General features: G+C 48.8%; 13 protein-coding genes. 5 read left to right on the forward strand and 8 right to left on the reverse strand.

What is annotated here, in order from left to right:
- Nucleotides 1-112: 112 nt before the first annotated feature.
- Complete coding sequence (locus MJO52_RS12070; RefSeq protein ID WP_252081910.1) at nt 113-316, forward strand: hypothetical protein; 204 nt, start codon at nt 113-115, stop codon at nt 314-316.
- Nucleotides 317-362: 46 nt separating this feature from the next.
- Here the strand turns inward: MJO52_RS12070 and MJO52_RS21450 are convergent, their stop codons facing one another.
- The 3 genes from MJO52_RS21450 to MJO52_RS12075 form a co-directional block, all read right to left on the reverse strand.
- Nucleotides 363-584: a helix-turn-helix domain-containing protein gene (locus MJO52_RS21450; RefSeq protein ID WP_353505428.1), complete on the reverse strand. Its 222-nt coding sequence runs from the start codon at nt 582-584 to the stop codon at nt 363-365.
- Nucleotides 541-1,080, reverse strand: coding sequence for an SOS response-associated peptidase family protein (locus MJO52_RS21455; protein WP_353505429.1), 540 nt, complete (start codon nt 1,078-1,080; stop codon nt 541-543). Before MJO52_RS21455 ends, MJO52_RS21450 begins: the two co-directional genes overlap by 44 nt.
- Before the next feature lie 78 nt (nt 1,081-1,158).
- Complete coding sequence (locus MJO52_RS12075) at nt 1,159-2,325, reverse strand: patatin-like phospholipase family protein (protein WP_252081911.1); 1,167 nt, start codon at nt 2,323-2,325, stop codon at nt 1,159-1,161.
- A gap of 540 nt (nt 2,326-2,865) precedes the next feature.
- Between MJO52_RS12075 and MJO52_RS12080 the strand changes: the two genes are divergently transcribed.
- The gene (locus tag MJO52_RS12080; RefSeq protein ID WP_252081912.1) at nt 2,866-3,417 is read left to right on the forward strand and encodes a hypothetical protein; all 552 of its coding nucleotides are present in this window, start codon (nt 2,866-2,868) and stop codon (nt 3,415-3,417) included.
- Between the two features lie 217 nt (nt 3,418-3,634).
- On the opposite strand, the gene MJO52_RS12085 is transcribed toward MJO52_RS12080, so the two are convergent.
- The 5 genes from MJO52_RS12085 to MJO52_RS12105 all read right to left on the reverse strand — a co-directional run bounded on the left by MJO52_RS12085 (nt 3,635) and on the right by MJO52_RS12105 (nt 12,147).
- A complete protein-coding gene (locus MJO52_RS12085) occupies nt 3,635-4,573 on the reverse strand; it encodes a UDP-glucose 4-epimerase family protein (RefSeq protein WP_252081913.1) in 939 nt (312 codons plus the stop codon).
- 1,038 nt (nt 4,574-5,611) lie between these two features.
- Nucleotides 5,612-5,890 (reverse strand): hypothetical protein, encoded by a 279-nt coding sequence (locus tag MJO52_RS12090; protein ID WP_252081914.1) that lies wholly within the window; start codon nt 5,888-5,890, stop codon nt 5,612-5,614.
- Between the two features lie 117 nt (nt 5,891-6,007).
- Nucleotides 6,008-9,697 carry an efflux RND transporter permease subunit gene (locus MJO52_RS12095; protein WP_252081915.1) on the reverse strand — a complete coding sequence of 1,230 codons (3,690 nt, stop codon included), beginning with the start codon at nt 9,695-9,697 and terminating at the stop codon, nt 6,008-6,010.
- 18 nt (nt 9,698-9,715) lie between these two features.
- Nucleotides 9,716-10,822 (reverse strand): efflux RND transporter periplasmic adaptor subunit, encoded by a 1,107-nt coding sequence (locus MJO52_RS12100; RefSeq protein ID WP_252081916.1) that lies wholly within the window; start codon nt 10,820-10,822, stop codon nt 9,716-9,718.
- 2 nt (nt 10,823-10,824) lie between these two features.
- Nucleotides 10,825-12,147: a TolC family protein gene (locus tag MJO52_RS12105; protein WP_252081917.1), complete on the reverse strand. Its 1,323-nt coding sequence runs from the start codon at nt 12,145-12,147 to the stop codon at nt 10,825-10,827.
- 304 nt (nt 12,148-12,451) lie between these two features.
- Here MJO52_RS12105 and MJO52_RS12110 point away from each other — a divergent pair, with 304 nt between their 5' ends.
- Genes MJO52_RS12110 through MJO52_RS12120 form a run of 3 tightly spaced genes read left to right on the forward strand, consistent with a single transcriptional unit; the run spans nt 12,452 to nt 16,673 of the window.
- Nucleotides 12,452-13,159 (forward strand): TVP38/TMEM64 family protein, encoded by a 708-nt coding sequence (locus MJO52_RS12110; protein ID WP_252081918.1) that lies wholly within the window; start codon nt 12,452-12,454, stop codon nt 13,157-13,159.
- Entirely contained in the window at nt 13,159-15,402 is a 2,244-nt protein-coding gene (locus MJO52_RS12115) for a hypothetical protein (protein ID WP_252081919.1), read from the forward strand. Before MJO52_RS12110 ends, MJO52_RS12115 begins: the two co-directional genes overlap by 1 nt.
- Complete coding sequence (locus MJO52_RS12120; protein WP_252081920.1) at nt 15,399-16,673, forward strand: glycosyltransferase; 1,275 nt, start codon at nt 15,399-15,401, stop codon at nt 16,671-16,673. Before MJO52_RS12115 ends, MJO52_RS12120 begins: the two co-directional genes overlap by 4 nt.
- Nucleotide 16,674: the final 1 nt, after the last annotated feature.

Here is a 16,674-nt window from a genome sequence, read left to right on the forward strand (position 1 = left end):
TCCCCTGTTACCACTGGTCGTTAAGCATGTCGGGGATGGAGATATCGCGAGAGGGGCGATTGCCATTTGATCCTCTGCCTGGGGGTGCTGGCTTTCGCCGCAGTTGGTTTTCATGGTTCAGCAACCACTCAAACTGGAATCCGGTCCAACCACGCAAGCAGCTGACAGCAAGGCAGTGGTCAACGCTGTAACCGTGTTGGTTGGCCAGATGGAGCTGTTTCGCGATCTGGTTGATTGCGATTTGGGTGAGCGGTTTGCTGCGGACCTTTTTCCAGTCCTGCAAGACTTCGCTCTCTGGATTGTTTGGCCAAGATGAAAAATCTGATCCCCTATTAATATTTTTAGGTTCTTTTAGATTCCTTTTAGATTTGTGGTCCGTTTTTGGTACTGGTGATTTGGCCAAAATTTAAAGTGAATTGATTGCTGGACCCGTTCGACTTGACGCGGATAATCAGACTTGATTCTTCCAGCTGCTCCATAGCTGTGATGACAGTTTTCCGATTAAGGCCCGTTGCCTGAGCAATGTAAGCAATCGAGGGATTACATTGCCCGCTTGCCTCGTTGTGACAATTCGCAAGCGACAATTGGTGCCCACATCAAATCTTTACCCTCTGGAGTAAACTGGACCTGAGCTTTCTTACCCTTATGTTCGACCCACTCAAAGAAACTCGTGAATGGTAATATCCCATGCTGGTGGCCAATCAGGGGGCGCCAGGTTTTTGCTTCAAGCAATCTATCTAGCCGAGCGTTATATAGACTGTATTTTGCTGCTAGATCCCAAGCCGAGTTGGATGGGCGTATCGAGTAACGTAGCGGGCGCAACCAATTCTTACCTCCATCACATACTATACTCGGCGCAAAATAGCGGGGGTATACTCTTTCGCCTGCCCCTGCAAGGCGGAATTGACTGACACGAGGCAGCCCCTTCAAACCGAGAGTGTGGCGAACCTCTGCTTTAGTAGAGCAGCTCTCCCACTTCCGGTTGAAGCGGAATTGATTCCAGGCATTCACATCCGCTCTAAACCCTACAGGTAGTGATGACAGCGTCTTGTCACTAGGGGCCGTAAACGAGTAGCACATGGAAATTCACCGTAAAGTGTGACCTGAACCACACTAATAAGGTGGTTAAAAGAAGAAGGAGAATTTAAGAGGAGTGTATCAGCTGCCTTCACCCTTCAGATAATCCACTATTTTATCAATCTCCTCTTCATTTTCGTCAATAAGCCTATCTGAAAGAATCTTAAGCTTGTCAATTGATTTGTAATCAAAAGGGCCCACAAAGGGGTCAATAAGCTCAACATTAAGATAATCATATTTCACCCGCGAGGGTGCTAAAGACTCGGCAATTTCCAGAGAAAATATTTGCTGATAATCCATTGATCGTGTCATGCTAAATATTGCATCATGGAACCAGCGTAATTTCCCCCAACTCTTTAGACTTCTATAATCAAAACCCATAGTATGAACTGGGTGTATTCCGGAACCAAGAATCAGCAAGTAGTAGTTTTTGCCTGGAAAATTTTTTATTACATCATGCAAGATGACGTTAGCCGGATCATTAGCCGTGATTGCTGCATCTGCAAAGTAACGATGGGTAATCTTCTTGTCTGGCCCCACAAAATCAACAGGGGTAAAAAAAGCCTCTGCACTCGATGCAGCAGCAACAAGCTGATAAAGCGTATTAGTAGGCAAATCTAAAGCTTTTATCCCTCTATTCTTAAATAGATGCAACCTTCCATTATGTACATCCAGCGACGGGATAATTACATAGTTATTTAAGCTGGTGAAGTTCATCACAGGAGAATAATTTCTCTCCAAGACTTCTGAAAGATGGGTACCCATAAATTGCGGCGAGAGGTATCCATTTAATGTCAAGACATTATGATACCAGGGCACTGAAAATAAAAACTCGCTTTCTTTTTCATATACCTTTATTAACCTTTCACTTCTTGAGGAAATGTTGTCATGATCAAAATCAAGCCGACCCAATTGGGAAAGAGGAATATTCAAGCTGGTGGCAATAATTGCACCTGTTGAAACTCCACTAAAGACGTCGAACACTTCCTCTACAGGCTTCCCCAATTGTTTCTCAATATGCTGTATCACATAGAGAGGTATAAGCCCCCTGACGCCACCCCCTTCAATGATCAGAATATTAATTGTTTCCTTTTTCTCTAACGCCTCATTGCTTTTTATTAACTCCTCTGTAATTGGCTGGGAATCAAACTTGATACCGCGAACAAAAACATAATTGTAAGAAAAAACCAGCAAACCTAGAGCCACTACTAACAAAAAGAAAATGACTACAGAATGCTTGATTTTCATTACAGCACCTCTACCCTACATACAAAGTATAAGCACAAACCTTAAGTTTGACTCTACCATCATAAGCTAGCTGTAAATTCTATTTAGAGAGACTTGTGTCTTATCAAAAATAACATATCACAAACAAATTCCCCCAAGTAAAGTATTAAACCTATATAAAATATCACCCCCAAGACACTTATCCGAACAGACATAAAAAGAGCAAGATAATCCTTCTTTTCGAAAAAAATGAGAACGAATTACTAGTGGCTTTTCTTCTCTGTAGGCAAATACAGATATTGACTGCTCATGTCCTACTGCCATTATCCTATTCATAGCCTTACAATTACCCTTAACGAACGTTACGCCTAGCCTCTCTAAGCTTGCTCACACTATATGTTCTAACAGACTTAACTGATTCATTAGCATCCTGGTCTTTCAAATCTTATGCAAAACTTTATCGCGGGCATTTGTCAAAAAAAATGCATCAATCCCTACAATTAGCGTCAAATATGAGATACTCCCCCCATAAAAGAACCCGAATAAACTGGGAAAAGACCTATGACTAAGTTCACCACCTACCTGTCAGCTGTCTTACTAGCTGGATGTAGCGCCACCACAAGCATCACACAAAAAAGTGCTAGTGAAGTTCGTCAGGCGGTAACGATACATAATAGTTCCGAAAATAACGCAACTGGATATAGCGGCCCTCCAATGCAGGCAACCACCGATGGCTCGGATCACAACCTGTATTACTATATGCTACGTGCTCTTGCCCCCAAGAATGGCGGAAGCCCCCAATACCAACTGCGTATTGATATCACATACCGGGAAAACTGGCGCAACTATGACACAGCCACATTTAGTGGTGGAAACGAGGTTGAGCTATCCCAACTCGATCGAAAAGTCCTCAACTGTGCATCAGCATTTAAATGCATGCTTGAAGAAACTCTGGAAGTCACATTGAGTGAAAATCAGATCACCAATGCTCTCAAGAAGCGAGAAAGCCTTAGAGTGAAACTTTATGCAAAGTCAGGTCATCGCTCGGTTATCGAAGTGCCCAGCTCTTATCTGATGGGTTTTTACTCCAGTATTGTCAATAGACGGGGCTAAAAACAGGAAGGCCATCACAATTACTTATTGTGTGACCTTTAAATTGTGGGATCTCTGAGTAGCTCCGGAATACCTATACAGACTTCAGCACCTGGCTCGCTTAACAAGGCAAAGTCTTCATAACAGGTTTGTGAATAGTCTGAACACTCGCAAAAAAAATAGAGCCGAAAGCCTGGCGGGATCATTCAGATATTCCCAGGCTTCTATAATCTACAAACTATGATTTCTGCAGGCTTTCAGCAGTCTTAGCAAGCCCCTCTTCTACCGTTACCGGTGGCTGCCAATCAAGCAGGTTCATAGTTTTTCCAATATCCACTTGCAAAGAACCACATAGACGATCGGCAACAGCCCTTTTCCCCAGTAGGGAGAGAGTAAAGATCAGAACAGATACTGGCACAGGCATCAATAGAGCCCGGCACCTTAGGCTCCTTGAAAGCCGCCTCAATAAATCCGTGATAGACATATCAAGACCATCAGATACAAGGAAGACTTGATTTCTTGCGTTCGGGTGTTCAATACAAACTGTGATCAAGTCGATCAAGTTGTAGACAGAAACCAGGCTGCGCCGATTGTTAATTGAACCTAACGGCAGTGGAATACCTTTCTGCAGCCAACGCATCATGGATTGAAAGTTAGCTTTTACTCCAGGTCCATAGACTAGTGGTGGACGAATAATCACCACTTCCAGGTCAGTTTCCTCTGCCAGAGCAAGTAAGGCATCCTCAGCTTCTTTTTTTGAAATCCCATAGGGGTCTACAGGATTTGAGGGCTCCTCTGCGGTAAATGGGCCCCTGCCAGTAGTGGATTCCCCATTCACCTTAATAGAGCTTAAGAAAATAAACCTTTTTACTCCTGAAGATGCAGCTTGGCGGGCCAGTTGTAAGGTACCTTCCAAGTTGACTTTACGAAACTCTGCCAAGGGGTCGGCAGTACTTTCTTGCATCACATGAACTCTCGCGGCAGTATGGATCACCACATCAATATTGTTCAGTGTGGTACCCCAGTCAGTTTCCGCATCAATACGAGGTACATAAAGCCCCCCTTCTACCTCCTGGCGATACACGGGCAGTACCTTGACCCTTTTAGATCGCAGGGCTGATAAAAGAGCACTTCCAATAAAACCACTGGCACCGGTCAACAATACTCGCTCTTCCACAAGCCCCGCCCATATCAATTAATTTCATAAGGAAGTAGTTTACAGATGGGAAAGCATTGAGTCACTGGTGGAAGGGCTGACGATAAAGAGCCTCTAAACGGGTAGCCTGAAGATAAAAGTATCTTGGCTAAGCAATGATTAGACGACTCAAAAGTGTTCAGCAAGAGGGGATTTAATACTCTCTTATCTATTATTCGACTATTCGACCTTTAGTTTTGATCTCTAAGGCTGCAAAACCGAAGCTGAGCTTTGCCAGCATTTTTCACTCTGGCTCTGACATTCTCTAGAGCCCGCCCATGGGGTTCTGTAGTTTCTGCGGTTCCCCATTTAATCTCCCACTTTTCTCGGGCTGCCAAGCAAGCCTTGGCTTGCCGATAATGCCAGCGAGCCTCAGCGCAGGGGTTAAGATCTCTGGGAACCTTGCGGTCACAGATACGGTGGTATCTTTTACGGGCCAAATTAGCTTTAAAGTCTTTGTCTATTACCGCATCAAAGTGGCGAATAGACGAAGCTATAATCCTTTGCGGTGTCGCGCCCCCCCTAGCATTAGCCCTAGAAGGGATAGCCCAGCGTAACGTGGTTAACGCGGGCTGATCTGAGAAAAAACCAATGGGTGAAACGGCTAACAGTTTCCTCTTAGACAAACATATTACTGGAACCGGGCTAGTGCCACCCAAAGGAAGCTTCTTTAGATAGTAACTAGTCGTTAACCTATTAGGCGTTGGCCATGTCGTTAACCTATGAGACGTTGACCATTTAGAGGCACTAAAACCATTTAAAGGGTCGGTATCAAACCCCATAGTGCCGGCTGAGAATGTGGAAATGACAACTATCAATAGACCGCTTAAACCAATTAGTGACTCTCCAATCCGTTTATTACCATTTGTAGGCATAAGCAGATCCTAATAAATTTAGATGCCCGGACAGTCCGAAGCGAGAGACTTAAACTGTAAACAAACTAAAACGCTAGTCTAGTGTCGCGAAGCTTAAGCCCCAACTACGCTCTTTCGGAGAAATCAAACTTGCCTACGTCAAGACTTAAAGGTGTTTTTGTAGTTCTTTTTGATTTAGCACTGGGGTAATCCAAATTTCCGCACCCAGAGCTGAAAAAAACTTTTCGTTATAAGCCATCAGATGATCCTGCCGCTTCTCCTCAAGAATAAAAATAGCCGCGCGCTTACCATCCTCTAAAAAGAAATAGGAGGATTCAGGCTCAGCCGAAGCGATAAAATCATTGAAGGCTCTCGGCATGGACTTGTCTGCGATAGCATTATTGCCACTTTTAACGGGGATCAGGATTTTCATTAACAGGCGCATCGGGCTTCCTCTGTTGGGGAATTAAGGTTTAGGCTCCAACCATAGTCAATACCAGACCAATTAAGCGATATGAGGTGACTAATCCCGCTGAAGGACACTGGTGGTTAAGTAGAGTTCTTATGCTTCTACCATGTTTCTACTGCCGTCTTCCGCGCCTGAACCCCTCTCGTGCCAGTGAATCCACTTTAGATCCACCACCATCACGGTATAAAGCACCGGCACCAGTAGCAAAGTACCGCAGGTTGCCAATATCAAGCCTCCTATCTGGGCAAAACATAAAGGCTGCCAAAGAGGACCACCATGGAAAGCGAGAGGCACCAGGGCGCAGGTGGTAGCCGCTATTGTGATCAGGATTGGTCTTAGTCGTAGGATCCCCGCGTCCAACAATGCCTCTCTGAAAGGATCGCCTGCGGCATGACGCACTTCTATAAAATCAAACAAGACAATAATATGGCTGACAATTACCCCTACCAAGCTTACTATCCCCAGAAAAGCCATAAACCCGAATGGCTGGCCAGTAACATAAAGCGCGGCAAGGGCACCCACCATACCCAGTGGTACGGTGGCAAATACCACCAAGGGCTTCAATAAGTTACTAAACTGGAAAACCAGAGCCAAAAAAATGGCCCCCGAGGAAACACCAAGTATCATGAGTAGCTGTGCAAACCCATGTGTTGAGTTAGCCGCATCTCCAGAAGCTTGTATTTGATAACCACTGGGTAGCGTCTTTTGTAAGGCATCTAATTCATCTTTTACATCTCCCATAATATCGGAGGCAATAAATCCTGCATAAGGGTATGCAAAAACAGAAATCGTGCGAAATTTTTCCAAACGACGAATTCGCTCAGTTCTAAAGTCAATTCTTGTTGTAGCCACCTGCTCTAGGGGAACTCTTACTTCCGTATCTGATGAAAACACATAAAGGTTGTTAATATCCTGCAATTGCCCACGCTGATCCAGTCGGAGGCGAATAACGATTGGTATTTCTTTGTCCCCCTCCCGTAAGGTGGATACCTCACTACCATTAATTGCCGTTGATGAAGCCTGGGCAATATCCGCATTAGTGACTCTAGACATCGCTGCCCGGTCTTCAAGAACATTCATATAAACCGCAAGACTCCTCTCTCCCCAGTTCTGGCGAACCGTGCGAGCATATGCAGATTTCTGTACAATATTTTTCACTCTCTCGGCAACATCTCGCAAGATAATAATATCCTTACGCTCTTCCTCAGAACCGGTTGTCACACGCCCTGACACCCTTATTTCAAAGGGATAATCTACCGGGGTAGTTTGCAGTTGGCGCACATCCAGATCGGCTCCGGGGATATTCTTACTGAGTGCTTCCTGAATAAACGGCACCAACTTTGGAGTCAGATTTTTATCATTGATACGGATAATAATTTGACCATAATTAGCTTGCTGTGGCCGAGGGTTCACTGTATACCAAAAACGCGGCGCCCCTCCACCAACGGTAGTACTCAGTGCCTGTAGAATTGGTTCATCAGAATTCCCACCATTTTCTTTTTGATACTTTTCTATTGTTTGTCTAATCACCTGCTCCGCTTGTTTGGCAACATTATCTGTTGCATCAATGCTTGCATCATTCTGCAACCAGACATCCACATAGGACAAATATTGAATGTCATCTGGAAAAAAGGCATTTTTCAACTGCGTTTTCAATACCACTCCCGCAATCAGAAAAAGTAAAAATCCCAGTAGTACAAGTTTCCTGTGATCTATAGCCCAGCTAGCGGTTCGATAGTACACACCAGTAAGCCCATGTTTCCGCCTCTCCTCCAGTGTTGGCTCTGTACGCTTCGGTGGACGCAAGAGAAGATTTCCTATGAAAGGCAGAAAAGTCATAGAAACTATCCGGGAGGCGATCAATGCGCAGGCCATAACAATTGGCAAACTGTGCAAAAAATCACCTTGATTTCCGGTTAGTAGTAAGAAAGGTAAATACGCAACCACATTGGTGAGCGTCGCAAAGAAAATGGCTTTCGCGAGTAGGGTTGGACCAAGCCAGGCAGCAATAAACGATGGTTTACCCGCGGCCATCTGTCGCTTGATGGCATCCCCGGCAACAACAGGATCATCCACTAAAAGCCCAAGGGCAATAATCAATGCTGCAATAGAGACTTGCTGAATATCCACCCCCATAAACTGGATAAAGCCGAAGGTCATTGCCAAGGTAATCGGGATTGAGATCATCAGTAGGACGGCGGAACGCCAATCAGAAAACCCGATAAAAGCGACAATAACCACAAGGATAATGGCTTCAACCAGCGCCTCAATAAAAAGCCCCACACTTTCCTTTACTTGTCTGGGCTGATCAGATACTTTTTCAATAATTAAATCTGGCGGCAAGTCAGCTCTAACCTGTTCCAGTAACTTTGTGAGTACCTTGCCTAGCTCGCCGATTTGCTCACCATCACGCATCTGTACCGATAAGTTGACGCTGCGATGCCGTTGCCATGTCCCATCGTGTTTAGATTTGCTGACATAGTAATTTAATAGCTCTGGTGGCGACTCATACCCCATTGAAACATCCAGTACACCCCGTAGGTACACCGGAGTACCATCATCACTCAAAGCGATAGGCACATCCCCAATTTCTTCATAATTGCTAAAGTCCCCACTGGGAAATATTGCGACATCCATATCCTCAACAGTCAGATTGCCGCCAGGAATAGTTGTATTGCGGGCATTGAGTATTGGGCCAATCATATCCGGGCGTAGACCGTAAGAAGCAAGCCGCTCCTGGGAATAAACCAAATCGACTTGCTGTTGCAGTACCCCAGAACGCAGTACCCGCTTTACCTGCGGGAGAGTGCGAATATTCGCAGCGATGAGATCAGAGAAATCATCCAGTTGCCTATAGCTGTATTTTGCCCCGGCTACTTCGGCAAGACGCTCGCGAGTTTTAGCAATATCTCGTACAAGAAAAGGCTGCCAGGAGTCGGGAAAAAATTTCTGTGCACTAAGTCGCTCATTTAAAAAACGATATCCCGCACGCATCAACTCTTCATCACTTTTATCAGAGGTAAAATCTACGCCGATGTAACCGGGGCCCGACAGAATTTTAAATGCAGTGCCATAACCCTGTTTCTCCATCCAGCGGGAAAAGACCTTGAAGGCAGCCAAGCTATTCACCCCATGCACTGAAAGCGGCAGGGCCACCATAATACTAACCCTCTGCTCTACTCCCTGATTTTTATACTTGGCGCGAACCTCCGATAATGCTTCTCGAATGTTTTCTGCCCGGAGGCTAATTTCAGTAGCTCCGGCCCTTGGGCTGGCTACTGCCAAAAGCACGGCAGCCGTATCCCCAAATTCATCATTGAATTGAGTAGCCTGTGTCCCTGAAGGCAGTTGACTCTGCGCGTCAATAAGTTTCAGGTTTATATCATTAAATGCCTTAGTGACATCGGTGTGAGGGGCAAGCTGAGTTTGTACTACGGACACACCGTTAAGGGTCAGGGATTTTATTGCAAAGGAACGCGCATCTGGCTGGTAGAGATATTCACTCTGGGCGATGGCATCTTCTATTCGTCGTGTTACCAGCTCCTCAACTTTGATGGCACTTTGCCCTGGCCATTTGGTTGTTGCTGTGGCTATACGGACGGGAATATCTGGATCCTTACTTTTGGGCATCGCAATATATGAGATAAGCCCCCAAAACATAACCCCAACCAATAGCGCCCATGAAATGGAGGAGTTATCGACAAAAAAGCGAGCGGTATTAAAGCGGTGCTCACTTTCAGCTTCCAGAATTTCTTCTCTGGTTTTTTCGTCTTTAACCACCATTGATATTCCCTTGAGGCACTAGGGCACTATCCTTACCGCCTGACCATCCTGTAACTGTGACGCGCCATTTGACACAACCCGCTCCCCCTCCTTGAGGCCGTGTAAAACAACAATGTTGTTACCCACTACCGGCCCTGGAACCACTCTGCGCAGCTTTGCCTGTAAAACATTGTTGTCAATTTCCAATACAAAAACGGCAAAGCCTTCCGACTCATTTGATTGCGGGACCAAACATGAAAGGGGCACCACAACCCGGTTTGGCTGAGGTCGCATTTTGTCCAGTAAAAGACTCATAATCATGCCCGGTTTTAATATTGCATTGGGGTTAGGCACGGTTACGGTAATGGCAAAAACTCTGGTGCGTTCCTCTGCTTTCGGGGAAACTTCTGTGACCTGGCCAGTAAAAGTCTTGCCTGGTTGGGACTCTGTCATCATAGAGATAACACTACCCAGTTTGGCAAAGCTCAACACCACATCAGGCACATTAAAAACCACTTTGACACGAGAGATATCGGCAACCACAAAACCAACGGCATCCCTTTGCACCAGAGTGCCGACCTCTATATTGCGTTGAAGAATAATTCCGGTAAGGGGTGAACGTAATACCGTGTCATTGAGATTCTCTTTAGCGTTATCCAAGCGCGCCTTAGAACCTACAACAGAGGCCTGAGAGATCTCATACTCCTCCCGGGCGGCGTCGTAATCCGGTGCCGTGATACTTGCGGTGGCAAAAAGAGCCGAAGCTCTTTTGTAGTCCAGATCTGCTTTCCTCCGGGCAGCCTCTGCTTTACTGACATTCGCTGCCGCCTCAACCACCTTGTCTCTGTATTGCTCGTCGTTGACGATAGCCAGGGGCTCTCCCTGAATCACTCGGTCCCCGCCCTGCAATATTCTTATTTTTCTAAGCGCCCGGCGAGTTGGAATTTCATCGATATATCCCTCTGTTCTAAATGCTACATCTACCTGCGTATAGGGGTGGACCACGGCAGAGTATGGATAACCTTCAATACCACTTTCTGTACGAGCCACTGTAGCTTGCACAGGCACCGGACTTTTCTCCGGTGGCTCACTTTGGCAGGCCGATAGTAAGAGCAGAAACATCAGTAAAAGGGGTAAACGCAACATCGTTACACCTCCCCCACCGCTCTTTCGTATTCGGCTAACGCCCTCCAGACAGAAAGTACCGCTTTGTTGTAATCGCTGTTGGCGCGATCGAGCTGGGTTTCCGTTTCCAGTACGTTGGTTAATAGCGTCGTTTGCTCACGATAGCGGTTGATCATTACCCGTAACTTTTCCCGATATGCCGCTTGTAATTCTCGGGCTACAGCAACCGATTCCTGCGCAGTCCGTAACTTGCGCAAGCTGTCACGCACTTCTACTTCAATTTGACCGCGCAATTCCCCCACTCTAACTTCGGCCCCAGCAATTTTACTCGCGCGGCTGGCCAGCTCATCCCGCTTGCGCCCCCAGTCAAAAATCTCCCAGCGTAAATCTAAAGCAACGATTACCTCGGCATCAGGAACAAGGCTTACGTTAAAGAGCTTGAGATAGCTGAAGTGAAAGTCTATATCGGGAATATATTCAGATTTCTTAACATCGTAGCTGTATTCAGCCTTCTCAATGGCCAACAGTGATTCAATAAAATCAGGGCGTTGATCAAAGGCCAACACTAGGGATGCATCGGTGTCATACACGACTTGATGAGGTACAGGGAGGTGCTCGACGCTAAATGGCGTTTCTACATCGCGCCCTAATAGCGCATTGAGTCGCTCCTTGGCCGTAATCATCTCATCAATCCTGCGCTGACGTTCCAGTTGGCGCTGGGCTAAGCGGGCACGTACATCCAGCAACTCGTATTCCAGAGCCACCTGTTGGTCGACATAATTGCGCACCAGGTCACTCAGGGAACTCAAGAACAAAATAGATTCATCAATTGCCTGGAGGTCACCGATAATCCTGCCCACCTCGAAATACTGCAGCTTTACCAAAAAAGCGACATCCTGCTGCGTCCAGCGCACTTTTTGCACCGCCATCGCCGTGGTGACATAACCCTCACAGATTTCCAAGGCAATAGTGTAGAGACGGGTAAGAGGCTGGCGCGCACTGAAGGAGACGATCTCAGTTGTTCCCTGCTCGGTGGTGATCTCCACATTGTTTGGTGGGATTGGTCCTATTTCAGAATCGGGAACAAGGCTACCCTCAGGGAAGGTATAGCTCTGGGTGGTGAGGTTGTGATTGATGGCGGCATTCAGTTCCAATCGCGGGTAACGGCGTGTCTTTAGCGCCTCAACCATATCACCCGCCTCATCGACTTCTAGAGCCGCGCCCTGCACCCGCAGGTTGGTACGAATGGCCGTTTGTACTGCATCATTGAGCGGAAGCACAGGCTCAGGGGCAGAGCTCCAGGCAGCGCCGATAAAGATCCATATTGCGAACCCGCCCTTGAACAACGATCACCCCTTCCTGGCAGCAGCACACACCCGCACAATATGCAATTATTCCAGTAAGTATATGTGCTTCATGCTCACCGCTTAGTCAGCACGCCTATCCCCACGCCAACCAGTGTACTCCCCCTACATATTTCTTTTTTTTATATCTGCCTGAGCCATTTTCCCGCCAATAAATCCTTTCTAGGTGCTAGTGCCCGATAAAACCCGGGTGCGTCAAAATGAAGTTTCACCTGCCCTTTTCCATTGGCTAGGCTAATAACTGGCGGCGATCAAAACCGCTTGTTGTTGGCTCCCGAGCAGTTCTATGGCGGTGAAATTCCTACCGGTAATTGTGATTCTGATTTGCCTGATCGCCGTGGCCGGTGCGCTCAGCCTGATGATGTATTTCAACCTGGATGAGCGACTGATCGAACTGTTCCAGTGGCTCAATGAGCAGGGCTGGCAAACCAGCCTGCTATTCGTGTTAATCGTTGCCCTGGCGATCGTATTGTTGTTGCCTGGTGTTATTTTCACCATGGGCGCAGGATTTGTATTTGGAGTAATCAAAGGCACTTTGTTGGTACTGTTGGGAACCGTCCTAGGCGCAACCCTGGCCTTTCTGATTGCCCGCTACTTGCTCGGAGAGAGGCCATCACGCTGGATTATGTCCCACATAAAGCCCGCCACGGTGGGCGAAGTGATTCGTCGTGAGGGCTGGCAGATGATTATGTTAACCCGCCTGGTACCACTGTTCCCTTTCAAGCTCTCCAACTATTTCTTTGGGCTGACACCGGTTCGCTTGCGGGATTTCATACTGGGCAATGCTCTGGGGGTTATCCCCCTCACTTTGAACAATGTATATGTAGGCTCCATCGCCGCAGATCTAACGTCCCTGGGTGAGGTGGAGGAGCGCACTACAGTGCAATGGGCGCTTTACATCATGGGCTTTGTACTTGCTGTACTAGCCTTGATCGGCCTCACACGCATGGCGCGACGCGCCCTGAAGAAGATCGTGAAAGAAGAGGATCTCTGATGCCCTGGATGAAATGGCTACCGTGGCGCTTCTTCGTACGCCGATTTGCCACCGCCCACGGTTTTCTTGATCCGCTGACATTGATGGCTCGCTTGCAGCGCTTCGCCGAACCCTCAGAAGTCAGCGAGCCCATTGAGCTACTGCGTGCGGGTGCGGTATTTCACGCCCGTGCACTGATCAATAGCAAGGTAATCCAGCACAACCTGGACTGGGTCTGGCCCTATTGGATACAACGCCAGTTTGACCCACGAGATAATTCGTTTATCCCCCGGGCTTTTTCTATTACCCACTGTAACCTCAGCCACCGCAATTGGACCGCTGTGGGGTTGCCGGACTGTGAGGCTTTACCGGTGGTTGATCCCCGTGGCCTGGTCACACCTTATTACGATGGGTGGTCCATTGATGCCTGGGTAATCGGCGACGGTGGCGAGGAATTAACTCCCGCCTCCCTCACCTACTGTGAGCAACACCAGGAACTGGATGATCACCTCTCTGTGGTTACGGAATCCGCTCGCCACGGACTCAAACTGCGCAACACTGTAGCCGTAGAAGCCATTGATAGAGCCCCCCACTGCAACATCAAACTTACCGCCAGTTGCCGGGACAGCGGCTGGCTATTGGTGGTCCTGCGTCCATGTAATCCAGAGGGGGTCAGTTTTGTACACAAGGTACGCCTCAATGACCAAGGCCGGGGGTGGCTCATTGAAGACAAGCAAGCGGTTTTATTCAGTCAACCCATCGACAAGCACCTGGCCTCAGATTATCGCGGTGGGGATATTTACCTGCACTTGAAAGACGAAACTGGGCGTATGCAGGGTGAATGTGATGTGGGCATGGCCTCCGCTGCAGCCATGTTTCGATTAGAGCGTCACAAACCCCTGAAGCTGGAAGTTTCAATTCCCCTCGACAGCGAAACCCCTAAAGACACAGAGACGAAAAGCTGGGCGGAAAGCTTGGCAGGCCACTGCGCGCTCAAGATTCCAGACCGGGACTTCCAGTTCCTCTACGACTCAGCCATTCGCACCCTGATTCTGCACTCCCCCAAAGATGTATACCCAGGCCCCTACACCTACAAGCGATTCTGGTTCCGGGATGCCGCCTTTATGATCCAGTCACTCCTTTACGCAGGCTTGATAGATCGCGCAGAACGGGCTTTGGATCAGTTTCCCCACCGACAAAAACGCGATGGTTTTTTTCACTCCCAGGATGGTGAGTGGGATTCCAACGGCGAAGCTCTTTGGATATTCAACTTATTTTGCCAGCTGGCAAATAAGCCGCTTAAGCAATTCTGGTGCGAGCCCATCCTCAAGGGAGCCAGATGGATTATCAACAAGCGCCTGCCCCAGGATGGCAGCCTCTGTGCGGGCCTGTTACCAGCGGGCTTCAGTGCAGAGCACCTGGGCCCCAACGACTGTTACTACTGGGATGATTTTTGGGGAGTAGCCGGATTACACGCCGCTGCCGCCATCTGCACCAGAGAAGGCATCGACGACAATGCACACCGATTCAGCACTGCCGCCAATGATTTTCAGCGCACGATTGACGAAAGCCTCAGCAGTGCTCAAGAACGGCTCGGAAGATCCGCCATGCCGGCCTCTCCCAACCGGCGCCTGGATGCCGGAGCTATCGGGTCCGTGGTGGCAGGCTATCCACTACAGCTCTACCCCCCGGATGATCCCCGCTTGATCGACCTGGCTGACTTTTTGATCGACAACTGCTTTGTCAGCGGCGGTTTCTTTCAAGATATGATCCACTCGGGTATCAATGCCTACCTCACACTACATATTGCCCAGGTCTTACTGCGCGCCGGGGATCGGCGATGCCTGGAGTTGATGCGCAGTGTCGCCAAACTGGCCTCCCCCACCGGCCAGTGGCCTGAAGCCATCCACCCCCATTCCCTGGGCGGTTGCATGGGCGACGGGCAGCATGCCTGGGCCGCTGCAGAGTGGGTCGCCATGCAGCGCAATTGCTTTGTGCGAGAGGAACAGGACGCCTTGATACTGGTCTCAGGATTACCGCCGGAATGGCTCAAGGATACGTCTGCCAAGGTCCCCATTCGCTTCGGCCCAGCGCCGACGCGCTTTGGAGTGATTTCCCTAGAGATCACTCCCGGAGTCCGCCCAAAGGTCTCCTGGACCGCAGACTGGTACGGAAAGCCACCGGCCATTGCTGTTAACCCCATTGGCTTTCCACCCACACTGGTTGGCGAGGGGCTGCAATCTGTGGAGTTAAAATCCCAGTGAATATCGTCATGCTGACCAACACCTACTTACCCCATGTCGGTGGCGTGGCGCACTCGGTCGCTGCTTTCAGCGAGGAATATCGCAAGCGAGGGCACAGGGTTTTGATCGTGGCCCCGGAATTTCCAGAGAAAATCGCCGGGGAAAAGCACGTTGTACGTATCCACGCCATCCAAAATTTCAATGGCAGCGACTTCTCAGTAGCACTGCCTTTTTCACCGGATTTGAGTGACCGGCTAGATCAATTCAAGCCAGATATCGTTCACGCCCACCACCCTTTTCTTCTGGGTATGACTGCCCTTCGGGTAGCCCGGCAGCGGGAGCTACCGCTGGTTTTCACCCACCACACGCTCTATGAGCACTATACCCACTATGTACCCGCTGACTCTCAAGTGCTGAAACGCTTCGTGATTGAGCTGGCCACACGCTATGCCAACCTGTCCAGCCTGGTACTGGCACCCAGCCACAGCATTGTTAAATTATTGCGCGAGCGCGGCGTTCAAACCCCCATCGCCGAGGTGCCCACGGGCGTTCAACTGGAGGACTACAACAACGGCGACGGCAGCACGGTGCGTCGGCGCCTGGGTATTCCCAAGTCCGCATTTGTGGTGGGCCATCTGGGCCGTTTTGGTCAGGAAAAAAATCTGCGCTTCCTCTGCAATGCAGTGACGAGATTTATGCGGGATGAAGGCAACACTCACTTCCTGTTTGCCGGCAGCGGACCTCTTGAGGATGAGCTGCAGGCAATTTTTGCCAGCCGGGGGCTTTCCCAGCGTCTGCATATGCCCGGTGCAGTGCTCGGCGAGGCGCGCCGAGACATGTACAACGCCATGGACGCTTTTGTTTTCGCCTCTACCAGTGAAACTCAGGGGCTAGTGCTCTCTGAGGCCATGGCTGGAGGGGTACCGGTTATTGCCCTGGATGCCAACGGCTCCCGAGAAATGGTACGCGATGGTAAAAATGGGCGACTGGTGACGGAAATAAACCTGGAAAGCTTTATTGAGGCAATCCGCTGGCTTTACCAGCTACCCCCGGAACAACGCCAGGCTCTCAACCGAGAAGCCTTAAATACCGCAAGGGATTTCTCTATGCACAGCTGTGCACAGAGAGCGCTGGATCTCTATCAACCTCTGCTCAAATACGGATGGGCCCTAGATGACTCCCTCTTCGCCCAGTGGATGCGCATGCGCAATCTTATTGGTGCCCAGTGGGAGATTATCGAAGGGCTGACCGGAGCCGCCGGTGCGGCATTTGGCCAGGCACCGGAGCCATAGC

The organism is Microbulbifer variabilis, assembly GCF_023716485.1.
Classification (GTDB): domain Bacteria; phylum Pseudomonadota; class Gammaproteobacteria; order Pseudomonadales; family Cellvibrionaceae; genus Microbulbifer; species Microbulbifer variabilis_B.